The sequence below is a fragment of the Nocardiopsis sp. NPDC006139 genome (assembly GCF_040614155.1).
In the GTDB taxonomy this organism is placed as follows: domain Bacteria; phylum Actinomycetota; class Actinomycetes; order Streptosporangiales; family Streptosporangiaceae; genus Nocardiopsis; species Nocardiopsis changdeensis.
Genome location: NZ_JBEXTT010000002.1, coordinates 176,383 through 197,412 on the forward strand (window position 1 = coordinate 176,383; position 21,030 = coordinate 197,412).

General features: G+C 74.0%; 21 protein-coding genes. 15 read left to right on the top strand and 6 right to left on the bottom strand.

The features are described 5' to 3' along the window. Positions 1–62: 62 nt before the first annotated feature. Positions 63–932 carry a hypothetical protein gene (locus ABZ249_RS02920; protein ID WP_355256419.1) on the bottom strand — a complete coding sequence of 290 codons (870 nt, stop codon included), beginning with the start codon at positions 930–932 and terminating at the stop codon, positions 63–65. A gap of 188 nt (positions 933–1,120) precedes the next feature. Here ABZ249_RS02920 and ABZ249_RS02925 point away from each other — a divergent pair, with 188 nt between their 5' ends. The 7 genes from ABZ249_RS02925 to ABZ249_RS02955 all read left to right on the top strand — a co-directional run bounded on the left by ABZ249_RS02925 (position 1,121) and on the right by ABZ249_RS02955 (position 7,917). Next, the gene (locus tag ABZ249_RS02925; protein ID WP_220564933.1) at positions 1,121–1,957 is read left to right on the top strand and encodes a 2,3,4,5-tetrahydropyridine-2,6-dicarboxylate N-succinyltransferase; all 837 of its coding nucleotides are present in this window, start codon (positions 1,121–1,123) and stop codon (positions 1,955–1,957) included. Between the two features lie 187 nt (positions 1,958–2,144). Further along, positions 2,145–3,209 carry a succinyl-diaminopimelate desuccinylase gene (gene dapE / locus ABZ249_RS02930; RefSeq protein WP_220565543.1) on the top strand — a complete coding sequence of 355 codons (1,065 nt, stop codon included), beginning with the start codon at positions 2,145–2,147 and terminating at the stop codon, positions 3,207–3,209. A gap of 114 nt (positions 3,210–3,323) precedes the next feature. Further along, positions 3,324–4,118 (top strand): TIGR00730 family Rossman fold protein, encoded by a 795-nt coding sequence (locus ABZ249_RS02935; RefSeq protein ID WP_220564934.1) that lies wholly within the window; start codon positions 3,324–3,326, stop codon positions 4,116–4,118. Between the two features lie 61 nt (positions 4,119–4,179). Then, positions 4,180–4,650 carry a hypothetical protein gene (locus ABZ249_RS02940; protein WP_355256423.1) on the top strand — a complete coding sequence of 157 codons (471 nt, stop codon included), beginning with the start codon at positions 4,180–4,182 and terminating at the stop codon, positions 4,648–4,650. 361 nt (positions 4,651–5,011) lie between these two features. After that, positions 5,012–5,614: a hypothetical protein gene (locus ABZ249_RS02945; protein ID WP_355256426.1), complete on the top strand. Its 603-nt coding sequence runs from the start codon at positions 5,012–5,014 to the stop codon at positions 5,612–5,614. 378 nt (positions 5,615–5,992) lie between these two features. Beyond that, on the top strand, positions 5,993–6,160 hold the full coding sequence (locus ABZ249_RS02950) for a DUF3117 domain-containing protein (protein ID WP_220564937.1): 168 nt from the start codon (positions 5,993–5,995) through the stop codon (positions 6,158–6,160). A gap of 266 nt (positions 6,161–6,426) precedes the next feature. Next, on the top strand, positions 6,427–7,917 hold the full coding sequence (locus ABZ249_RS02955; protein WP_355256429.1) for a leucyl aminopeptidase: 1,491 nt from the start codon (positions 6,427–6,429) through the stop codon (positions 7,915–7,917). A 244-nt stretch (positions 7,918–8,161) separates the two neighbouring features. Here the strand turns inward: ABZ249_RS02955 and ABZ249_RS02960 are convergent, their stop codons facing one another. After that, positions 8,162–8,752 carry an O-methyltransferase gene (locus tag ABZ249_RS02960; RefSeq protein WP_220565544.1) on the bottom strand — a complete coding sequence of 197 codons (591 nt, stop codon included), beginning with the start codon at positions 8,750–8,752 and terminating at the stop codon, positions 8,162–8,164. Positions 8,753–9,077: 325 nt separating this feature from the next. Here ABZ249_RS02960 and sigE point away from each other — a divergent pair, with 325 nt between their 5' ends. The 4 genes from sigE to ABZ249_RS02980 all read left to right on the top strand — a co-directional run bounded on the left by sigE (position 9,078) and on the right by ABZ249_RS02980 (position 13,038). Beyond that, the gene (sigE, locus tag ABZ249_RS02965; protein WP_220564939.1) at positions 9,078–9,668 is read left to right on the top strand and encodes an RNA polymerase sigma factor SigE; all 591 of its coding nucleotides are present in this window, start codon (positions 9,078–9,080) and stop codon (positions 9,666–9,668) included. Continuing rightward, positions 9,665–10,321, top strand: a complete 657-nt coding sequence (locus ABZ249_RS02970; RefSeq protein ID WP_355256433.1) for a zf-HC2 domain-containing protein — start codon at positions 9,665–9,667, stop codon at positions 10,319–10,321. Before sigE ends, ABZ249_RS02970 begins: the two co-directional genes overlap by 4 nt. Next, the gene (locus ABZ249_RS02975; RefSeq protein WP_355256436.1) at positions 10,318–11,361 is read left to right on the top strand and encodes a transcriptional regulator; all 1,044 of its coding nucleotides are present in this window, start codon (positions 10,318–10,320) and stop codon (positions 11,359–11,361) included. The genes ABZ249_RS02970 and ABZ249_RS02975 overlap by 4 nt, the downstream gene beginning before the upstream one ends. A gap of 207 nt (positions 11,362–11,568) precedes the next feature. After that, positions 11,569–13,038, top strand: coding sequence for a trypsin-like peptidase domain-containing protein (locus tag ABZ249_RS02980; protein WP_355256439.1), 1,470 nt, complete (start codon positions 11,569–11,571; stop codon positions 13,036–13,038). 66 nt (positions 13,039–13,104) lie between these two features. Here the strand turns inward: ABZ249_RS02980 and ABZ249_RS02985 are convergent, their stop codons facing one another. Further along, positions 13,105–14,238: an Mrp/NBP35 family ATP-binding protein gene (locus tag ABZ249_RS02985; protein WP_355256442.1), complete on the bottom strand. Its 1,134-nt coding sequence runs from the start codon at positions 14,236–14,238 to the stop codon at positions 13,105–13,107. Between the two features lie 211 nt (positions 14,239–14,449). On the opposite strand from ABZ249_RS02985, the gene ABZ249_RS02990 reads away from it, so the two are divergent. After that, on the top strand, positions 14,450–15,658 hold the full coding sequence (locus ABZ249_RS02990) for a CPBP family glutamic-type intramembrane protease (protein WP_355256445.1): 1,209 nt from the start codon (positions 14,450–14,452) through the stop codon (positions 15,656–15,658). A gap of 4 nt (positions 15,659–15,662) precedes the next feature. On the opposite strand, the gene ABZ249_RS02995 is transcribed toward ABZ249_RS02990, so the two are convergent. Beyond that, positions 15,663–16,121 carry a GtrA family protein gene (locus ABZ249_RS02995; RefSeq protein ID WP_355256448.1) on the bottom strand — a complete coding sequence of 153 codons (459 nt, stop codon included), beginning with the start codon at positions 16,119–16,121 and terminating at the stop codon, positions 15,663–15,665. 184 nt (positions 16,122–16,305) lie between these two features. Between ABZ249_RS02995 and ABZ249_RS03000 the strand changes: the two genes are divergently transcribed. Both ABZ249_RS03000 and purE read left to right on the top strand, forming a co-directional pair. Further along, complete coding sequence (locus ABZ249_RS03000) at positions 16,306–17,463, top strand: 5-(carboxyamino)imidazole ribonucleotide synthase (RefSeq protein WP_355256451.1); 1,158 nt, start codon at positions 16,306–16,308, stop codon at positions 17,461–17,463. 26 nt (positions 17,464–17,489) lie between these two features. Continuing rightward, positions 17,490–17,990: a 5-(carboxyamino)imidazole ribonucleotide mutase gene (gene purE, locus ABZ249_RS03005; protein ID WP_220565545.1), complete on the top strand. Its 501-nt coding sequence runs from the start codon at positions 17,490–17,492 to the stop codon at positions 17,988–17,990. Between the two features lie 71 nt (positions 17,991–18,061). On the opposite strand, the gene ABZ249_RS03010 is transcribed toward purE, so the two are convergent. Next, positions 18,062–18,631, bottom strand: a complete 570-nt coding sequence (locus ABZ249_RS03010; RefSeq protein WP_355256454.1) for a TetR/AcrR family transcriptional regulator — start codon at positions 18,629–18,631, stop codon at positions 18,062–18,064. A gap of 71 nt (positions 18,632–18,702) precedes the next feature. On the opposite strand from ABZ249_RS03010, the gene ABZ249_RS03015 reads away from it, so the two are divergent. Continuing rightward, the gene (locus tag ABZ249_RS03015) at positions 18,703–20,232 is read left to right on the top strand and encodes an MFS transporter (RefSeq protein WP_355256457.1); all 1,530 of its coding nucleotides are present in this window, start codon (positions 18,703–18,705) and stop codon (positions 20,230–20,232) included. Here ABZ249_RS03015 and ABZ249_RS03020 read toward each other — a convergent pair. Further along, positions 20,217–20,936 carry a TNT domain-containing protein gene (locus ABZ249_RS03020; RefSeq protein ID WP_355256460.1) on the bottom strand — a complete coding sequence of 240 codons (720 nt, stop codon included), beginning with the start codon at positions 20,934–20,936 and terminating at the stop codon, positions 20,217–20,219. The two genes, ABZ249_RS03015 and ABZ249_RS03020, sit on opposite strands and share 16 nt — an antisense overlap. Positions 20,937–21,030 lie beyond the last annotated feature (94 nt).

Sequence of the window (21,030 nt, forward strand, 5' to 3'; positions counted from 1 at the left end):
GCCTCCGGGGCGTCCCGGCCCGCCGTCCCCGGCGCGGCCGGGACGCCCCGGGACACCGGGGGTCACTCCAGGACGAGGACGCCCCTGGTGTCGGAGACGCCGGTCTGCCACTCGGCGGCGTCCCCGGTGCCGTCGGAGGCGCGCCACACGCGGTCGTTGTAGGCGACCGAGGTCAGCCCGTACTCCTGGGCGTGGGCGACCGCCCACAGGGCCATCGCCCAGCCCCGGTCGCCGGTGGCTGCCTCGGGGGTGTCCGCCAGCGCCGCGGGCTCCACCCCGAACACACGCGCCAGCTCCTGCTCCGCGCCCGCCACGTCGGCCTCGCCCGAGGTGAGCGACTCCAGGGTCTCGCGGTCGTACCAGCAGGTCAGCGCCGGGCCGCGGGTGCCGGTGAACACCTCGTTCATGCGCTGCGACAGCTTCTCGTGCTGGTCGTAGGCGAAGCCGTCGGCGCTGCGCTGCACCGCCTGGGCGGCCTCGAACACCGGCCTGGTCTCCCAGCCCTCGACCTCCACCAGGGCGTCGTAGAAGGCGCGGCTGGAGTACACCGGGTCGAGGATGTCCTCGGGGTCGCCCCACTCCTGCGAGGGGCGCTGCTGGAACAGGCCCAGCGAGTCCCGGTCGCCGTACTCCAGGTTGTAGAACGCGGTCTCCTGCCACACCGTGGCATAGGCCACGGTCACGGCCTCCGGGGGCAGGTCCATGCTGAACGCCACCCCGCCGACGGTGGTCGCGCTCACGGCCTGTTCGACCTTCATCGAGTACTTGCCGTCGGACAGGTCCAGACGGCACATGGTCTCGGGCTCGGGCTCGGTCGTGATCGGGTCCACGCTGGTCATGACGTAGTAGCCCCCGGCGACGAGGGCCCCACACACGACGAACAGCGCGAACAGGATCTTGACGAACGCGGAGAATCTACGGCGCTTTGGCAACGGAGGACCATCGGCTAGGCAACAAGGGACGAGGCGGTCCGCGCCGTGCCGGGGAGACAGGCCGTGCGGCGCTTCGGGCGCATTGTAGTCAACGCGGCCCCGGACGTGCTCCGACCGAGGCCGCCCGGGCACGCCGACGGGGGAGCCCGGGGCCCCGGGACGCCCGGAGGACTACTAACGTGGAACCCATGACCAGCTCCTACTCCAGCCCGCTGCCCGACCGGATCGACGAACTCTGGGAGCGGCGTTCCGAACTGACCCCGGGCCACACCGAGGCGCGCGAGATCATCACCTCCGCCATCGACCAGATCGACGAGGGCAAGGCCCGGGTGGCCTTCGTCGACCCCGCCACCGACGCGGTCGTGGTCGACGAGCGCGCCAAGCGCTCCATCCTGCTCGGTTTCAAGGTCCTGGACATGAAGGAGTCGCAGGTCGGCGACTTCTACCACCACGACCGCATGCCGCTGAAGACCCGCTTCGACGGTGTCCGCGTCGTCCCCGGCGCCATCGCCCGCTGGGGCTCGTACCTGGCCCCGGGCGTCGTGCTCATGCCGTCCTTCACCAACATCGGCGCCTACGTCGACTCCGGCACCATGGTCGACACCTGGGCCACGGTCGGCTCCTGCGCGCAGATCGGCCGCAACGTCCACCTGTCCGGCGGCGTGGGCGTCGGCGGCGTCCTGGAGCCGCCGCAGGCCTCCCCGGTGATCATCGAGGACGACGCCTTCCTGGGCTCGCGCAGCATGGTCGTCGAGGGCGCCCGGGTGCGCACCGGCGCCAAGCTCGGCGCGGGCACCATCCTCACCTCGTCGACCCGCGTGTTCGACGCCGAGACCGGCGAGGAGCTCGCCCGCGGCGAGGCCCCGGCCTGGTCGGTGTGCGTCACCGCCAACCGGGTCAAGAGCTTCCCCGGCGGCGACTTCGGCATGCCGGTGCTGCTCGTCCTCAAGCGGCTCGCCGAGGGCCAGGAGCACGACAAGCTCGCCCTCAACGACCTGCTCCGCGAGCACGGCGTCAACGCCTGACCCGCGGACCCCGGTCCGTGCGGGGCGCCCTCCCACCGGGGGCGCCCCGCCCCGTTCACGCGCGCTCGGCGCGGGCGCCGAGCCGCACGAGGGCACCCACCGGACACGCCCTAGGCTGGTGAGCCGCAACGCCCTGCGGTGCCCGCCCGCGCCGCGCACCACGACCATGGAAGACGGGGACGCCCTCATGCTCGACCTGACCTCGGACGTCGCGGACCTCGCCGCCGCACTCGTGGACATCCGCTCCGAGAGCGGCACCGAGAAGATCCTCGCCGACGGGATCGAACGGGCGCTGTCGGCGCTGCCCCACCTGACGGTGACCCGCGACGGCGACGCCGTCGTCGCCCGCACCGACCTGGGCCGCGAGCGCCGCGTCGTCATCGCCGGCCACATCGACACCGTGCCCATCGTCGACAACGTCCCCTCCCACGTCGACGGCGACCGCCTCTACGGCTGCGGCACCTCCGACATGAAGGCCGGGGTCGCCGTCCAGCTCAGGCTGGCCGCCCTGGTCGCCGAGCCCGTGCACGACGTCACCTACGTCTTCTACGACAACGAGGAGGTCGACGCCGAGCGCAACGGCCTGCTGCGCCTGTCCCGCAACCACCCCGAGTGGCTGGCCGGGGACTTCGCCATCCTCATGGAGCCCACCGACGGCGTCATCGAGGGCGGCTGCCAGGGCACCATGCGGGTCGAGGTCGTCGCCAGGGGCGAGCGCGCCCACAGCGCCCGCTCCTGGATGGGCGTCAACGCCATCCACGGCGCCGGGGCCGTCCTGGACGTGCTGCGCGCCTACACCCCCCGCGAGCCCGAGGTGGAGGGCCTGCGCTTCCACGAGGGCCTCAACGCCGTCTTCATCGAGGGCGGGGTGGCCGGCAACGTCATCCCCGACGAGTGCGTGGTCAAGGTCAACTACCGGTTCGCCCCCGACCTGTCCGTGGCCGACGCCGAGGCGCACCTGCGGGAGGTCTTCGACGGGTTCGAGGTGCGCCTGGCCGACGCCGCCGCCCCCGCCCGGCCCGGCCTGGACCACCCCGCTGCGGCCGCGTTCGTCGACGCGGTGGGGGAGGGGCGGGCCCGGGCCAAGCTGGGTTGGACCGACGTGTCGCGCTTCTCCGAGCTGGGGGTGCCCGCGGTCAACTACGGCCCCGGCGACCCGACGCTCGCCCACACCCGCGACGAGTACGCCGAGATCCCGCGCATCCGCGAGGCCGAGGAGCGGATGGTCGCCTGGCTCACCGGGGCCCGCTGACCCGTCCGGTCCGGGACGGGTCCGCCCTCCCGGGAGGGAGATGGCCGCCAGTGGCCACCACCGGTCCACACCCGGTTCAGGTGTGATCCGGCCCGGCGCGGATAGCTTTAGGCCATGACGGAAGAAGCACATGGAAACGAGCAGGTGAGGAACGCGGGGCCCCTCACCTACCGCGGCGAGTCGATCCCGGGCACCACCACCGACCAGCGGCTGCTGGACCGGCGAGGCCCCGCCGACTGGGTGCACACCGACCCCTGGCGGGTGCTGCGCATCCAGTCGGAGTTCGTGGAGGGCTTCGGCCTGCTCTCCGAGCTGCCCTCGGCGGTGAGCGTGTTCGGGTCGGCCCGCATCAAGCCGGGCACCCGCTACTACGACCTCGGCGTTCAAATGGGCGCCCGGCTCGCGGAGGCGGGCTACGCCACCATCACCGGGGGCGGCCCCGGGATGATGGAGGCCGCCAACAAGGGGGCCAAGGAGGCGGGCGGGCTGTCCGTGGGGCTGGGCATCGAGCTGCCCTTCGAGCAGTCCCTCAACCCCTACATCGACATGGGGATGACGTTCCGCTACTTCTTCGTGCGCAAGACCATGTTCGTCAAGTACTCCCAGGCGTTCGTGGTCCTGCCCGGCGGGTTCGGGACCCTGGACGAGCTGTTCGAGGCGGCCACGCTGGTCCAGACCAACAAGGTGACCCGGTTCCCGGTGGTGCTGGTCGGCTCCGAGTTCTGGGGCGGGCTGGAGAAGTGGGTCCGGGAGAGCCTGCTGGAGAACGGGCTCATCAAGCCGAACGACCTGGACCTGGTCCAGGTGGTCGACGATCCCGACGAGGTCGTGGACATCATCCGGAAGGCGCACCTCGACATCGCCCGCGAACAGGACGAGCAGGAGCGCGCGCGGACCGACGGCTCCTGACGCCCGCCTCCCGGCCGCCCGCGGCTCCCGCGGGGCGGCCGGGTGTGGCACGATCGGAGCCGTGCCTTATCTCATCCTCTTCCTGGTCGCCGCGGCCGCGCTGGCCGTGCTCGTCGGCGTCGTCTACGTCGTGCTCGGCAAGGGCGGGCGCCTCGCCCGGTTCGAGGCCGACTACCCCCCGCTCGACCTGTCCGCCGACCGCCCCGTGAAGTCCGTGGAACTGGGCCGCCTGCTGCTGCCGCTGGCCATGTGGGGCTACCACGTGCGCGCGGTGGACGAGCTGCTGCTGCGGCTCACCGCCACCCTGCGCGACCGCGAGGCGCGGATCGAGGACCTGGAGTGGCGCCTGTCGCGCCTGGACCCGTCCTACGTCCCGCAGGGCACCGGGCCCACGCCGGGCTCGCACCTGCCCGGCGACGCCCCCGATGCCGAGGACTCCGGGGGCCCCGAGGCCGGGGACGACACCCCGGACCGGGACGCCGGCGCCGCCGGGGACGACACGGTCGCCGCGACCGCGGACAAGTCCGCCTAGTCCGTGCTCTTTTGAACCTCCGCTGCGCTGCGGCCCGCCCGTCGCCCGCCACCGCCCTCAACGGACGGCCTGCGGCCACAGGCTTTCCTCGAGGATGTCTCCTCCGGGCCTCCAGAACCCCGCCGGGCGCCTCACGAACCCCCGGCGGCGCAGGAGGACATCCAAGGAACAGGTCCTAGTCGGCGGGTTCGGGGGGCGGAGGGCGTCCGCCCGCGGACCGGTCCCGGTATGTCGTGCATCACACGGCCGCCGTCCTTCTCGGGCGGATCCGCCGTGTTCGTGTGCTCTATCCTCGGTCGCTGTACTCGTGTACCCCCGCCCCACCCCTGGAGCGGGCGCATTCTTTGTGAGGATGTCGAGGATGGACGCAGCAGCCGAGCTGGAGTCGGGAGCCGAGGACCGGAACGGCGCCGCCGCGCCGTCGACCTCCGCCGTTCCCGTGCAGCAGGTGTCCCTGTGGTCGCCGCCCCGCGCAGTCCAGGGCAGTGCCCGGCGCCGCCGCCGGATCACCGGGCTGGCCGTCGGGACGGCGGCGGTCCTGCTCGTCGCGGGCGGTGCCGCCGCCGCGTGGGCGCTGATCGGCGGGGACGCCGAGGACGTTCCGGACGCCGCCGTTCCGGCGGAGGACTTCGTCGGCTCCTGGGCGGGCGAGATGACCCAGGTCGACACCGAGGGCGCGCACGTCGCCGACTGGCACGCCGAGGTCCGGATCGAGGAGGGCGCCGAGCGCGGCAGCACCGCCTGGACCACCTTCACCTGCTCCGGGACGCTCGACCTGACGGCGACCGACAACGACCGCCGGGTCTACACCTACACCGAGACGGCCGACCCCGAGGAGCGCTGCGTCGACGCGGCGGAGCTGACCGTCTGGCCCGTGGCGGGCGGGCTCAACGCCGAGTGGTCCTCCGTCACCCGGGAGGGGACCCGGATGGTCTCCACCGGCCTGCTCTCCGACGGCTCCTGACGCCGCGGGCCGCCCCGCCGAGGGGGCGGCATCGTTATCGGGAAAAGCCGGTCCGGTGCGGTTCAAGCGCCCCGTGAGGGGGAGGAGAACGGTCGGCTCCCCACGCTCTCGCGGGGTTTCGGCTAGGACCGATATAACCTTACTGACCGACGATTCCTCGTTGGCCGGTGTGCGCGAAGTCCTCGGGCGCCGTGGTACGTCGCACACACGGGGGCGAACCTCCGAGATAATGGTCGAAGAGTGATTCACGCCCCTTAAGTCACACGGGCGCGAGTCGCACGGAACCGGCCCACGGTTTCGGAGCCGAGACGGACCCAGCGGATCGGCGTCGGTGCTGTGGCCCGGCCACCCGCGAGGAACACGAGAAAGGGGAATGGCATGGCGGCAATGAAGCCGAGGACCAGTGACGGGCCGTTGGAGGTCACCAAGGAGGGTCGCGGCATCATCATGCGGGTTCCGCTCGAGGGCGGCGGCCGCCTGGTCGTCGAGCTGACCCCGGACGAGGCCACCGAGCTCCGGGACGCGCTCCAGGGCGTCGTCGGCTAGCACCCGTTCTTTGAACGCCCTCCCGTGCCGCTGGGGTCCGCGAGGCGCCGGCGGGGCTCCGGAGGCTCCCGGGGAGCGGTCCGAGGACCGCGACACGGGGCCGAGGTCCCCTGCCCTCCGAGGGCGCCGACCACGGGCCGGAGCGGAGCGGGGGTTCGAAGAACACGGCCGGCACCGGCACCACCGTCCCCCACCCCGGGCCGGATGAGCCCCGAAACCCCCGAGGTGGTCACACCTCCCAACGAGTGAACGATTGTGAGCGACCTGTGCCCTTCGCCACGGAGATCAACCCCGTCACCGGGACCCTCGACGACACCGCGGCCGACCTCCTCGTCCTCCCCGTGCAGGCGGCGGACGAAGGCCCGGCGGCGGTCCAGGGGGTCGAGGAGGGCGGCCTGGGCCGGGCGCTCCCGGCCGCGCTCACCGATCTGTTCACGCATTACTCGCTCACCGGCAAGGCCGGTGAGTCGGTCCAGTTCCCGGTGTCCCGGGACCAGGGTCTGGCCAGACTGGCCCTCCTGGGGGTCGGATCGGGTTCCCCCGACGACCTCCGGAAGGCCGGGGCCGCCCTGTCCCGGGCCGCTCGGGGCCGCGAGCGCGTCGCGTTCGCGTGGCCCGCCTCCCTCGCCGACGGGGCCGCCGCCACGGCCTTCGCCGAGGGGGCGCTGCTGGCCTCCTACACCTTCACGCTGAAGACCGCGGAGCCGGAGGCCGCCCAGCGCCCCGCCCCCGCGATCGACGTCGTCGGGGACGCCCCCGCCGAGGCCCTGGCCCGGGGCGTCGTCCTGGCCCGCGCCACCGCCCTGGCCCGCGACCTCATCAACACGCCCTCCCAGACCAAGGACCCCGCCTGGATGGCCGAGCGCGCCCGCGAGGTCGCCGCCGAGTCCGGGCTCGACATCAGGGTCTGGGACGAGGAGGACCTGGAGAACGAGGGCTTCGGCGCCATCCTGGCCGTCGGCCGGGGCTCGTCCCGGCCGCCCCGGCTGGTCCAGGTCTCCTACACCCCGCAGGACCCCGACGCCCCGCACGTCGTGCTGGTCGGCAAGGGGATCACCTTCGACACCGGCGGCCTCTCGCTCAAGCCGAACGAGAACATGTCGCTGATGAAGACCGACATGAGCGGGTCGGCGATCGTGCTGGCCGTGCTGTCGGCGCTGTCCGCCGTGTCCGCGCCGGTGAGGGTGACCGGTCTGCTGGCCCTGGCCGAGAACGCCTTCTCCGGGGACGCCACCCGCATCGGCGACGTCCTCACCACCTACTCCGGCACCACCGTCGAGGTGCTCAACTCCGACGCCGAGGGCCGCCTGGTCCTGGCCGACGCGCTCGGCTACGCCGTCGACCGCCTGGGGCCCGACACCCTGGTGGACGTCGCCACCCTCACCGGCGCCGCCAAGGTCGCCCTGGGCACCGGCACCGCGGCGCTGTACAGCACCGACGACGCCCTCGCCGAGCGGATCACCGAGGCCGGGAAGGCCGCGGGCGAGCCGCTGTGGCGGATGCCCCTCACGGAGGAGTACGTCCCCACCACGAAGTCGCGGGTCGCCGACCTGGCCAACATCGGCACCCGCAAGGAGTTCGGCCCGGCGGGCGCCACCGACGCGGCCCTGTTCCTGCGCGAGTTCACCGGCGGCCTGCCCTGGGCCCACCTGGACATCGCCGGTCCGGGCCGGTCCATGAAGGAGAACGGCATCCTCACCCGGGGCGGCACCGCGTTCGCCACCCGCACGCTGCTGCGCTGGCTCGCCGGGGCCTGACCGAAGGCGCCCGCGGGGCACCGGAGGCCGGGAGCGGACATCCGGGGAACGGGGACGGCCGCGCAGGGCCGGGGGCCCCGCCCTCCGGGCGCCGCGGCGCGGCCCGAGGCGAAGCCGGGGACCGGAGCACGCACGAGGGGCCGACGCGCGCCGCGCGTCGGCCCCTCGCCGGCTCCGTGCCTCCGGTCCGTGCCCCCGGGCCGGCCCCGGTCCCCGGGCGGCGGACGCCTCCGGGGCCGCCCGGTCAGCGGCGGATGGCGGCGAGGAGGCCCTCGCCCAGCGGCATCAGCAGCGGGATGAACGCCTCGTCCTCGCGGATGCGCCCGATGACCTCGCGGACCGCCGTCTCGGCCGGGTCCGGGGCGCGCAGCGGGCCGTCGGGGCCGCCGGGGCCGGACAGGACCCCGTGCAGCACCACCATGCCGCCCGGCCGCAGCAGGCGCAGCGCCTCGTCCAGGAACGCCGGGTAGGAGCGCCGCTCGGCGTCGACGAACACCAGGTCGTAGCCGCCGTCGGTGAGCCGGGGCAGCACCTCCGCCGCCGTGCCGCGGATCAGCCGGGCCCGCCCCGCGCCGAACCCGGCGCGGGAGAACACCGACCGGGCGTGGTCCAGGTGGACGGAGTCGGAGTCCATGGTGGTGAGGATGCCCTCGCGCGCCATACCGCGCAGCAGCCACAGCCCGGAGGCGCCGTACCCGGTCCCGATCTCCACCACCGACCGGGCGCCGATCGAGGCGGCCAGGAACCGCAGGGCGGACCCCGCGGACGGATCGACCGGAGGGGCGAGCGATCCCGCCGCCGCGTCGTAGGCGTCGGCGAGAGCGTCGTCCCGCAGGGCCTCCTGCTCGAACCGCTCCTGCTCGGTGCGGACCCAGCCGAGCCGGGCCGCTGTCTCTTCCACGCCGGTGATGACGCCCTCCAGCTGCGATGGTCTGTGGGAACTGTGGCCGGGGCGTCCGACCGGCGCAGGGTCACCCACCGTGGAAGGATGATCGCGATCGGGTCACGGCCCAGGGAAAGCCTAACGTGATCCGGTGGACGGACCGAGCGTGGCGGCGGGAACTTAATCGGCGCTCCTCGGCGTTGAACCGGGAGGAACGTACGTTGATCGCCACGAAGCAGGACTCCCCCCGAGCTCACTGCCCGAGCGCTTCGACGGGATGAAGGGAGAAGCGGTGCCAGAATCCGGCCCTGCCGCGGAGTTCGAGGCATGGGAACCGCCGAGCTGGGACGAGGTCGTCCGCACCCACTCCCCCCGGGTGTACCGACTCGCCTACCGGCTGACCGGCAACAAGCACGACGCCGAGGACCTCACCCAGGAGGTCTTCATCCGCGTCTTCCGCTCCCTCGCCAACTACACCCCCGGGACCTTCGAGGGGTGGCTGCACCGCATCACCACCAACCTCTTCCTGGACATGGCCCGGCGCAAGGCCCGCATCCGGTTCGAGGGCCTGGCCGACAACGCCGACGAGCGCCTGGAGGGCCGCGAGCCCTCGCCCGCCCAGCGCTACGACGACCGGCACTTCGACGCCGACGTCCAGGCCGCCCTGGACGCGCTGCCCGCGGAGTTCCGCGCCCCCGTCGTCCTCTGTGACATCGAAGGCCTCTCCTACGAGGAGATCGCCGCGACGCTCGGCGTCAAACTCGGCACCGTGCGCAGCCGTATCCACCGGGGCCGCGCCCAGCTGCGCCGCGCCCTGGAGCACCGGCGGTCCCTGGCCGCCGCCGAGAACAACGGGGAGGCGGAGTGAGCAGAGAACACCTGGGGGAGCGGCTCTCCGCGCTCATCGACGGAGAACTGGGCCCCGCCGACCACGAGAGCGCCCTCATCCACCTGGCCAAGTGCGAGAGCTGCCGGTTCGAGGCGGACATGATGCGCCGCCTCAAGCGCCGGCTGCACGGCCTGGGCGAGCCCGAGCCCGACCTCGACTTCATGGGACGCCTCGTGGGGCTGTCCCGGGGGGACGGCCCCGGAGGTCCGGACCGGGGCCCTTCTGAGCCGCCGACCGGAGGCGCGGGCTTCGGCGCCCGACCGCCTCTGGGCTCCTCCCGCCCCCTCGGCGGCTTCCCGGACCCGGGACCGACCCCGCCTGCGGCCCCGATGATCCCCGAGGAGACCGTGGTCGCCCCGGAGCGGCGCACCCGCCGCCGCGGCGAGCGGTTCTCCCACCTGTTCCCCACCCTCCCCGGCGGCCGCTACGCGGTCGCGGGGGCCGCGGTCACCGCGGTCCTGCTGGGCGGCGCGTTCGTCGCCGGGGGAGAGACCGGCGACGCCCCGGTGGTGGAGCCCCGCCTGTCGGACTTCGCGGTCGAGCACGCGGTGACCGGCCGGGTCATCCCGGTCGTGGACACCCCGCCGTTCCCGGACCACTCCGGGCCCGGACCGGATCTGCCGACGCGGTGAGCGCGGGGGGACCCTCCGCGCACCCGGTACCGGCCGCCGTCGCGGCCGTGGTGCTCGTCTGCCTGCTGCTGACCGGCGGCGCCCACCCGTGCGCCGACGCGGTGCCCGGGGACGGCCCCGACGACGGCATGGCGGTGCTGCGCCGCTCGGCCGCCGCCGGCGTGGCCTACACCGCGGTCCGCGAGATGACCGGGGAGGCGGGCGACGGCGCCCCGCCCACCCGGGTGGTCGTCCGGCCGGGCGAGGGCGTGGCGCTCATCCCGATGAGCGGGGACTCGGTCCCCTTCGTGGCCGACGACCCGTTCAAGGAGCTCGACGAGCGGCTGCTCACCACCCTGGAGCGCGTCTACACGGTCGCCGACGCCGGGATCGAGGAGGTGGACGGCCGCCCCGCGCACACGGTGGAGGCGGTCCGCGCCAACGGCACGGTCGCGGGCCGGTTCTGGGTGGACGCCGACACCGGCGTCCTGGTGGGCGGCTCGGTGTACGAGCGCGACGGCCGGGACGTGCTCGGCTTCCGGCTGACCGACCTGGAGCCGGGGGACCGGCACTGGCCGGAGGAGGCCACCGAGGACTCCCCGTGGGGCGACGTCCTGACCCCGGACGAGCGCGAGGAGCTGCGCGCGGACGGCTGGGCCCTGCCCGAGAACCTGGCCTGGAACCTGAGCCTCATCGACGCGCGCGGCACGGTCCACGCCGGACAGAGGGTCGTCCACGCGGTGTATTCGGATGGATTGTCGCAGGTGTCGGTCTTCTCCCAACGTGGGAAGCTGGAGGAGGACGCCCGGACCGGGGTCCGCGGCGGATCCGTCGGAACCGGAACCGGGGGAACGGGCGTCACACCACAACATGACACGATCTTCGGCGGCGAGGGCGGCCGGTACCACGGCATGTGGCAGGCGGACGGGTTCGTCTACACCGTCCTGGCCGACGCACCGGAGGACCTGACCGCCTCGGCGGTGACGGCCCTGCCGGGTCCGGACGACTCCGGTTTCTGGTCCCGGGTCCACCGGGGCCTGTCGCGCCTGGGGCTGATGTAGGTCCCCGCCGCCTCCGACCGAAAGCCACAGCGACACACGGAGCAGGTCTTGACTGAGGAAAACGGCCGTTCGGAACAGGGGAGCGGCCCGGGGCGGCCGACCCCGCCGGGGGGCGCGCCCCCCGGCTTCGGCGCCCCCGAACCGATGTCGGGCCGTCCGCTCCCCGCTCACCGCCCCCACGCTTCGCCTCCCGGCAGTGGAGAACCCATGCACCCCGATCCCCAGGGCCGTCCCCCCTTCGGCGCCCCCGAACCCGCACCCGGACACCCTCCCACCGGCCGACGGCCCGCCCCCGGAACCCCCGCCCCGGGCACCCCCGGCCCCGGCGCGCCCACCGGCAGGCAGGCGTCCTTCGGCACCGGCGACCCCAACGCCCCCGGCGCGCCCGCGGGCGCCGGCGACCCCCACGTCCCCGCGGCGCCTCCCGGGCCCGGGTTCGCGGCCCCGACGGGGCAGCAGGCGTCCTTCGGCGCGGGTGTTCCCGGCGGCCCAAGCGGCCCCGGCGTTCCCGGCGGCCCCCTGGGCGGAGTCCCCGGCGACCCCGCCGGGGCGGACCCGGCCGGGCCGTACGCGTACGCGGCGGCGGGCGCGCAGAGACGGGAGAAGCGCGGCGTCCCCCTGTGGGCCGCGCTCAGCGGCATGCTGGTCGTCGCCGTGGTCGCGGGCGGCGTCGGCGGTGTGGCGGGCGGGGTCTTCGCGGGCGGCACCGCCCAGGAGGCGCAGCCCCAGGCCGAGGGCCCGACCATGAACGAGCCCCCGCCGGAGGCGCCCCAGCGCGACCCCGACACCATCGCGGGCGTCGCGCAGCGGGTGAGCCCCAGCGTGGTGTCCATCCGCAGCGCCGACCGGAGCATCATGGGCGGCGGCTCCGGGTTCATCATCGAGGGCGACTACGTCGTCACCAACGACCACGTCTCCTCCGAGCTGGAGGACGACGGCATCCTCGTCGAGTACAGCGACGGCAGCCTCTCCCCGGCCACCGTCGTGGGCGCCGACCCCAGCTCCGACCTGGCCGTGCTCTCCCTCGAAGAGCCCATCGACGTGGAGCCCCTGGAGTTCGGCGACTCCGAGCAGGTCATCGTGGGCGACGAGGTCATCGCCATCGGCGCGCCCCTGGGCTACTCGGGCACCGTCACCCAGGGCATCATCAGCGCGGTCAACCGCCCGGTGACCTCCGGCGACGGTCCCGACGCCAGCCGGTTCTACGCGCTCCAGACCGACGCGGCCATCAACCCCGGCAACTCCGGCGGGCCGCTGGTGGACACCCAGGGCCGGGTCATCGGCGTCAACTCGATGATCGTGACCATGGGCTACGCGGGCGAGAGCGCCGGCAACATCGGCCTGGGCTTCGCCATCCCCTCCGTGGAGGCCGAGCGGGTCGTGCAACGGCTCATCGAGGACGGCGAGGCCACCTACGCCGACCTCGGCGCGGAGATCGACGTGGAGCGCACCCTGGCGGGGGCGGCCGTCGACTCCGTCGAGTCCGGGGGCGCCGCCGACCGGGCCGGCCTGCGCTCGGGCGACGTCATCGTCCGCTTCGACGGCCGCACGGTCAACTCCGGCCAGGAGCTGCTGGCGATGATCCGCGACCGCTCGCCGGGCGACGAGGTCGAGGCCGAGTACGAGCGCGGCGGCACCACCGAGGTCACCACGATCACCCTCGACTCCAGCGACTGACCGCGGGAACGGCGAAGGCCCCCGGGTGCGCGCACCCGGGGGCCTCCCCACGTCCTCCCCGCCCTCTTACCTGCGCATGGGGGAGATGCCGAGCTGCATCCCGGCCAGGCCGCGCGGGCGGCCCACCAGGCTGTCGGCGATCGAGTCGATGATCTTGGACGCCTCGGCGTCGGGGTCGGTCAGCACCAGCGGCCTGCCCTCGTCGCCGCCCTCGCGCAGGCGCGTGTCGAGCGGGATCTGGCCCAGCAGCGGGATGTTCGTGCCCAGCGTGCGCCCCAGGGCGTCGGCGACGGTCTGCCCGCCGCCCTCGCCGAAGAGGGGGATCCTCTCGCCGCCGTGCTCGTAGTACGACATGTTCTCGATCACGCCCGCCACCCGCTGGTGGGTCTGGGCGGTGATGGAGCCGGCGCGCTCGGCGACCTCCGCGGCGGCCTGCTGCGGGGTGGTCACCACCAGCAGCTCGGCGGTCGGCAGCAGCTGCGCCACGGAGATGGCGATGTCGCCGGTGCCCGGGGGCAGGTCCATGAGCAGGACGTCGAGGTCGCCCCAGTACACGTCCGACAGGAACTGCTGGAGGGCGCGGTGCAGCATCGGCCCGCGCCACACCACCGGGGTGTTGCCCTGGGTGAACATGCCGACCGAGATGACCTTGATGTCGTGCGCGGTCGGCGGGATGATCATGTCCTCGACCTTGGTCGGGAAGTCCGACGCGCCGAGCATGCGGGGCACCGAGTGCCCGTAGATGTCGGCGTCGACGACACCGACCTTGTGCCCCTGGGCGGCCATGGCCGCCGCGAGGTTGACGGTGACGGACGACTTGCCCACCCCGCCCTTGCCGGACGCGACGGCGAAGACCTTGGTGAGCGAGTTCGGCTTGGCGAAGGGGATCTCCTTCTCCGCCTGGCCGCCGCGCAGCTTGGTCTGCAGCTCCTTGCGCTGCTCGTCGCTCATCACGTCGAGTTCGACGCTCACGGAGGTGACCCCGGCGACCTTGGTCACCGCTTCGGTCACGTCCTTCTCGATACGGCCACGCATGGGGCACCCGGCCACCGTCAGGTAGATGCCGACGTGCACGGAACCGTCGTCGCCGATGTCGACGCTCTTGACCATTCCGAGGTCGGTGATGGGACGGCGGATCTCCGGGTCTTGCACCGTGGCCAGGGCCTTGTGCACCTGATCGGTGGTTGGTGTGGAGGACATGTGCTCAATCGTAGGTCAGCGGGACGGGGTACTCGGTCCGTGGTCTGCCACAACGGACCGTTCATTCCAACGAGGGGGGTTCGCCCCGCTATTCCATGCCGGGCCCGCATGCCCTTCCCGGGCGGCCCGACCGGATCCGCACCGTGACCGGCCGATAACGGCACGGACTTAACGCAGGCAATACATGGCCGGATAGTAATCTCAGCGCACGATGGGAAATGTTCCGCCACCGCCGGGTTCGTCCTGGCCCGCCGCCCCGCAGGGGCAGGAGGGGCAGGCGTCGCGGACCCATGCCCAGGAGCAGACCTGGGCGGGGCCGCCCGGGGGAGGGCGGCTGACCCCGCCCGAGGGGCATCCCGCGGTGAACGCCGGCCACGGCGTGTGGGCATGGCCGCCCCCGAGCCCGGTGCGGACCAAACGGGCGCACCCGTACGCCCCCGCCGCGGCGCCGGAGGGTGAGCCCTATCACAGGCTCGGGCGGACCTCGTGGTACCGCTGGTGGACGCCGCTGCTGACTCTCATGGTGCTCGGCGTCCTGATGTTCTTCCTGTGGGTGGCCATGGCGCTGGCCGTCACCCTGGTCGCGGTGCTGGGCGGCAGCGGCCTGGCCCCGGAGTCGGTGAAGGTCGGCGAGATCGCCGGGCTCGCCTTCGGGCTCCTCAGCTCGGCCCTGTTCATCCCCATCGTCGTCTTCCTGGTGCGGGTGGTGCAGTGGCGCCGCGTGGGCTCGCTGATGTCGGTGGCCGGGCGCACCCGCACCCGCTGGCTGCTGCGCTGCGCGGCCCTGGCGGTCGCCCCGGTGGTGCTGAGCACGGCCGCCTACGTCCTGCTGGCCGACCGGTTCGACGCGGTCCCGGTCACGGCCGGGGCGGCGGGGAGCGGCCGGGTCCTGGTCGCCGCGCTGGCGGTCATCGTCCTGCTGGTGCCGTTCCAGTCGCTGGCCGAGGAACTCACCCTGCGCGGCCTGGTCATGCAGCTGGTGGGCGCGCTGGGCGCCCGCCCGGACGAGCCCCGGGGCTCCGGCCCGGTCGCCCGCGTCCTGCGCTCGCCCTGGCCCGCGATCCTGGCCGGGAGCACGCTGTTCCCCGCCATGTACGCCTCCACCCACCAGGACCAGCCCTGGACCATCGCCGCCCTGGCGGTGCTCGGGCTGGCGCTGTCCTGGCTGACCTGGCGCACCGGCGGCCTGGAGGCGGCGATCGGCCTGCACGTGGTCGCCGCGCTGGTGCAGTTCACCCTCACCGTCCTGGCGGGCGGCATCGCCGCCATCGGCACCGGCGTCGTCCTGGGCGCGGGCCTGGCCCCGGGGACGGGGACCCCGCTGGTGCTGGTGCTCACCGCCGCCCAGACCGGGCTCTACGTCCTGCTGGTGCGCCGGGCGGCGCGCCGCGCGGGCGTGGGCCGCCTGGCCGCGGCCTGACCCCTCAGGCGCTCTCCCGGACCTCGGCGGGCCGCTCGGGGAACACCCACGTCCGGTAGGAGAAGAACCGGAACAGCGTGCCCAGCCCCACGCCCACCACGTTGCCCGCGATGTTGCGCGACAGCGGGTCGTCGAACCCCAGCACGTACACCGAGAACGCCTGGCAGCCCAACTGGATGAGCAGCCCCACCCCGTTCATCGCCAGGAACAGCAGCGTCTCCCGCCCGTACCCGGTCCGGGCCCGGTCGGCGAACGTCCAGAACCGGTTCCCCACGAACGCCACCGCGATCGACACCAGCGTCCCCAGGACCTGCCCGGGCAGCGCGGCCATCCCCGCCGTCTCCCACAGGAGGTTGGTGACGGCCAGCTGCACCACGTACGCCACGGCCCCCACGGAGCCGAACTTGCCCAGCTGGGCGATGAGCGCGGCGAGCCGCGGATGCCGGGTCAGAAACGCGCGCACGGGGCCTCCGGAACGGGGATCACCTGGGGTGACGGGGCGGCTCGGGCGGGGCCCCGGGCACACCCTAGACTTCTGACCGGGGGTAGGAGCAACCCCGGCCGCGGGTTCCGAGCCGTTCCGGCCAGGCTCCGTCGTGCGCGGAGCCGTCCCGTCACCGCGGTTCGAGCAGATGAGTTGAGGAACTGTGAGCGAGCGTAACCGCACCGTCCCCCGCGTGGGAATGGTGGGAGGGGGGCAACTCTCCCGCATGACCCACCAGGCCGCGATCGCACTGGGGGTGGACTTCGGGATCCTGTCCACCGGCCCCGCCGAGAGCGCCGCCCTGGTGTGCGGGAACGTCACCCTCGGCGACGACCGCGGGCTCGACGACGTCCTGGCCTTCGCCAAGGCCAACGACGTGGTGACCTTCGACCACGAGCACGTTCCCGAGCCGGTGCTGCGCGCGGTGGAGGAGCAGGGCGGCCTGCTACGCCCGGGCCGCGACCCGCTGCGCTTCGCCCAGGACAAGCTCCGCATGCGCACCCGCCTGACCGAGCTGGGCGCCCCGGCCCCGCGCTGGCGCGCCGTCTCCTCCACGGAGCACGTCACCGCGTTCGCCGCCGAGACCGGGTGGCCGGTCGTCCTCAAGGCCGCCCGCGGCGGCTATGACGGCAAGGGCGTCTGGGTGGTGGACGACGCCGCCGGGGCCGCCGGGGTCGTGGAGCGCGCCGCGGCCGAGGGCGTCCCGCTGCTGGTGGAGGAGAAGGTCGCGTTCGAGCGCGAACTCGCCGTCCAGGTGGCCCGCTCCCCGCACGGGCAGGTCGCCGTCTACCCGGTGGTGGAGACCGTGCAGCGCGACGGCATCTGCCACGAGGTGATCGCCCCGGCCCCGGGCCTGCCGGAGGAGAAGGCCACCCGCGCCCAGCAGCTGGCCATCGAGATCGCCCACGCCCTGGACGTCACCGGCGTGCTCGCGGTGGAGCTGTTCGAGACGGCCGACGGCGTGGTCGTCAACGAACTGGCGATGCGGCCGCACAACTCCGGCCACTGGACCATCGAGGGCGCCCGCACCTCCCAGTTCGAGCAGCACCTGCGCGCCGTGCTGGACCTGCCCCTGGGCTCGCCCCGCACCAACGCCCCCTACACCGTCATGGCCAACCTGCTGGGCGGCGAGGACCCCGAGGTCTACCGCCGCTACCTGCACGTGATGGCCGCCGACCCCGAGATCAAGATCCACTTCTACGGCAAGGACGTGCGTCCGGGCCGCAAGATCGGGCATGTGACAGTGACCGGCGACGACCACCGCGACCTGCTGGAGCGGGCCCGCGCCGCCGCCGACTACCTGCGAGGAGACGACCAGTGAGCAAGGACCCCGTGGTGGGCATCGTGATGGGCTCGGACTCCGACTGGCCGGTGATGCGGGAGGCGGCCGAGGCCCTGCGCGAGTTCGGCGTCCCCTTCGAGGCCGACGTGGTGTCGGCGCACCGGATGCCGCACGAGATGGTGTCCTACGGCGCCGACGCGGCGGGCCGGGGCCTGAAGGCGATCATCGCCGGGGCGGGCGGGGCCGCCCACCTGCCGGGCATGCTGGCCTCGGTGACGACGCTGCCGGTCATCGGCGTCCCGGTGCCGCTCAAGTACCTGGACGGGATGGACTCGCTGCTGTCCATCGTGCAGATGCCCGCCGGAGTGCCGGTGGCGACGGTGGCCGTGGGCGCCGCCCGCAACGCGGGCCTGCTGGCGGTGCGGATGCTGGCGGTGCACGACCCCGCGCTGGCGGAGAAGATGGCGGAGTTCCAGGTGGAGCTGCGCGAGCAGGCGCACGCCAAGGGCGAGCGGCTGCGCCGCGAGGTCGCCGAGGGCTCCCGGCCGGCCGGATTCGGCCTGTAGGCCGGAGGCCGAGCGCCCCGGTGCCCGCTCGGGCGCCGGGGCGCCGCCGTGTCCCGGGCCCGCCCGGCCCCTCAGGAGGGCGCGGTGAGGGCGCGCAGCCCGGCCAGCGCCTGTTCGGTGGTGGGCAGGGAGTCGGGGGCCACCAGGTACTGGAGCACGTAGCCGGCCACGAGGTTGTAGAGGACGGAGCCCACCCCTGCGACGACGCCCGGGTCGATCCCGTCCGCGGGGAGGTCCAGGACGAGCGCGGCCAGCTCCCGGCGGCCCTCGTCGATCCCGGCGGCCAGGGCGGCGCGCATGGACTCGTCGAACTGGGCCTGGCTGAAGGCCTGGACGCTGGAGACCAGCAGGTCGCGCTGCTCGGGGAGGGTCTCCACCAGCGAGGTGAGCAGGACCCGCATCCGTTCCTCGGGGGCCTCGGCCCGGGAGGCGCGGACCGCCCGCGTGAAGACGTCGCCCCACTCGCCGCTGGCCTCCAGGACCGCGGCGTTCATCAGCGCGTCCTTGGAGCCGAAGTGGTAGCCGATCGAGGCCAGGTGCGCGCCCGAGGCGGCCGCGATGTCGCGCGCCGTGGTCTTGGCGTAGCCCTTCTCGACCAGGCAGCGCCGCGCTCCGGCGAGCAGGTCCTCACGTTGACTCATGGGTGCAGCCTAGCATTTTTAGACGTACGTACATATTGACGCGAGATTTTGACGTACGTACGATCAAAGCCATGGCGACCGAACCTCCTCCCCGCGCCGCGCGCGCCCTGGCCGGGCTGGCCTTCCTGCTCATCCCGGCCCTGCTCGTGTCCATGGACCTGTCGATCCTCTTCGTGGCCGCACCCGCCATCGCCGAGGACCTGGCCCCCACGGCCACCCAGTGGCTGTGGATGCTGGACGTCTACGGCTTCGTCCTCGCCGGCCTCCTGGTCGCCATGGGCTCCCTCGGCGACCGGATCGGCCGCCGCCGGCTCCTGCTCGCCGGCGCCGCGCTCTTCGGCGCGGCCTCCGCGCTGCTCGCCCTGGCCGACAGCGCCGGCTGGTTCATCGCGGGCCGGGTCCTGCTCGGCGCCGCCGGCGCCACCCTCGCCCCCTCCACGCTGTCCCTCATCCGCTCCCTGTTCGCCGACCCCCGGCAGCGGGCCACCGCGGTCGGCGCCTGGACCGTCGCCTTCACCGGGGGCAGCGTCCTGGGACCCGTCCTCGGCGGGGCGCTGCTGGAGTTCTTCCCGTGGAACTCGGTGTTCCTGGTCAACCTGCCGTTCATGGCGCTGCTGCTGGCCGGCGCCCCGTTCCTGATCCCGGAGTCGCGCGACCCCCGCCCCGGCGGATTCGACCTCCTCGGCGCGGCCACCTCGCTGGCCGCGGTGCTGGGCCTGGTCAACGCGGTCAAACGGTTCGCCGAACACGGGGCCGACCCCTACGCGGCCGCCTCGCTTGCGGCGGGCGCCCTGTTCCTGGTGCTGTTCGTCGTCCGCCAGCGCCGCTCCGCCCACCCGCTCATCGACGTGGACCTGTTCGCCCGCCCGACGTTCGCCGCGGCCGTCGGCGGCAACACCGCGGTCTCCTTCGCCGCCGCCGGGATGGGCGCGCTCACCTTCACCTTCCTCCAGACGGTCCACGGCCTGAGCCCCCTCGTCGCCGCGCTGTCCTCACTTCCCGTCTTCGTCGGCACCCTGCTGGGGGCGGTCCTGGCCGGGACCCTCGCCCACCGGGTCCGCCCCGGGTTCCTGATGGCCGGCGGCCTGGCGACGGGCGCCGCCGGCTTCGGCACCGTCGCGACCCTGGAGGCGGACACCTCCCTGTGGGTGCTCATCGCGGGGTACACCGTGATCACCCTCGGCGTCGGCGTGGTCGCCACCCTGGCCAACACGCTGGTGCTGGCCTCCGCCCCGCCCGAGCGCGCGGGGGCGGCGGCCGGCATCTCCGAGACGAGCACCGAGTTCGGTGCGGCCCTGGGCATCGCGGTCCTGGGCACGGCGGCCGCGGGCGTCTACCGCGACGCCATGCTGGCCGGTGGCGCCACCGGCCCGGCCGCCGAGACCGTCGCCGCCGCGGTGGCCGGGGCCCCCGCGGCGCCCGACCCCGGGGCCCTGCTGGAGCTCGCCTTCGCCGCGCAGACCTCGGGGTTCACCACGGCGGCCCTCACCGGCGCCGCGGTCCTGGCCGCCGTCTCCGCGGTGGTGGCCGTGGCCCTGCGCCGCCTCCCCCCGGGCACCGGGGAGCCGGCCCCGGGGGAGCGGGCTCAGGAGACCGTGTAGCCGGGGAACGCCACGCACTCCTCGACCGGGCGGCTCTCCAGGTGGCCCAGGTCGAGGAGCTCGTTCACGCGGGCGTACTCGCCCTCGACCGGCTCGGGCAGTTCCCCGGCCGGGACCAGCACCTGCCCACCGCCGCCCGGCTGCTCGAAGTGCGGGGCGATCGGGCCGGTCAGCACGGTCAGCTCCGCCGACACCTCGAAGCAGGTGTAGTTGTTCTCGGGGCCGTCCGGCCAGGTGTTCAGCGAGTCCGGCGGCAGCGCCCGCTGCGCGTACGGGGCGCCCGCCGGCGCCAGGAACGTGCCCCAGGCGGACCCGAACCGGTCCAGCATCCAGCCCTCGGGAAGGACGGTGATCTCGGTGACCGGCTCGCCGTCCACCACCTCGAAGCCCATGTGGTCCGGGTACTCCCAGCCGTCGGGCCCCCACCACCGGTCGATGAACCCGGCCGGGGACAGCCCTCCCAGCCGGTCGTAGTCCTCCAGCAGCTCCGCGACCGGCCCCTGACCGGGCAGCTCGGCCGGGCCCAGGCGGCGGTCCCCGCACAGGTACCTCTCCAGGTCCTCGGCGGTGGGCGGCGGGTCGAGCACCGGGCAGTCGGCGGGGAGGGCCGGGGCCCCGGAGGAGGGCGAGGGGGCTGCGTGGGCGGGGGCGGCCCCCGCGAGCAGGGCCAGGGCTGCCGCCCCCGCGGCCAGGCGGAAGTTCACCGGTCGGACTCCGTTCGTCACCGACGCACGGCCCGCGGCCGAACGTCATGGAATGCGTACGGAGAGTAGTCAAACACGGCCGTGTCGTATCCGG

What these genes read in the sequence shown, in the direction of transcription:
- ABZ249_RS02925 (WP_220564933.1), top strand. Translation starts at nt 1,121, where the DNA reads ATGACCAGCTCCTACTCCAGCCCGCTGCCCGACCGGATCGACGAACTC.
- dapE (WP_220565543.1), top strand. Translation starts at nt 2,145, where the DNA reads ATGCTCGACCTGACCTCGGACGTCGCGGACCTCGCCGCCGCACTCGTG.
- ABZ249_RS02935 (WP_220564934.1), top strand. Translation starts at nt 3,324, where the DNA reads ATGACGGAAGAAGCACATGGAAACGAGCAGGTGAGGAACGCGGGGCCC.
- ABZ249_RS02945 (WP_355256426.1), top strand. Translation starts at nt 5,012, where the DNA reads ATGGACGCAGCAGCCGAGCTGGAGTCGGGAGCCGAGGACCGGAACGGC.
- ABZ249_RS02950 (WP_220564937.1), top strand. Translation starts at nt 5,993, where the DNA reads ATGGCGGCAATGAAGCCGAGGACCAGTGACGGGCCGTTGGAGGTCACC.
- sigE (WP_220564939.1), top strand. Translation starts at nt 9,078, where the DNA reads ATGAAGGGAGAAGCGGTGCCAGAATCCGGCCCTGCCGCGGAGTTCGAG.
- ABZ249_RS02980 (WP_355256439.1), top strand. Translation starts at nt 11,569, where the DNA reads ATGCACCCCGATCCCCAGGGCCGTCCCCCCTTCGGCGCCCCCGAACCC.
- ABZ249_RS02985 (WP_355256442.1), bottom strand. Translation starts at nt 14,238, where the DNA reads ATGTCCTCCACACCAACCACCGATCAGGTGCACAAGGCCCTGGCCACG.
- ABZ249_RS02990 (WP_355256445.1), top strand. Translation starts at nt 14,450, where the DNA reads ATGGGAAATGTTCCGCCACCGCCGGGTTCGTCCTGGCCCGCCGCCCCG.
- purE (WP_220565545.1), top strand. Translation starts at nt 17,490, where the DNA reads ATGGGCTCGGACTCCGACTGGCCGGTGATGCGGGAGGCGGCCGAGGCC.
- ABZ249_RS03010 (WP_355256454.1), bottom strand. Translation starts at nt 18,631, where the DNA reads ATGAGTCAACGTGAGGACCTGCTCGCCGGAGCGCGGCGCTGCCTGGTC.
- ABZ249_RS03015 (WP_355256457.1), top strand. Translation starts at nt 18,703, where the DNA reads ATGGCGACCGAACCTCCTCCCCGCGCCGCGCGCGCCCTGGCCGGGCTG.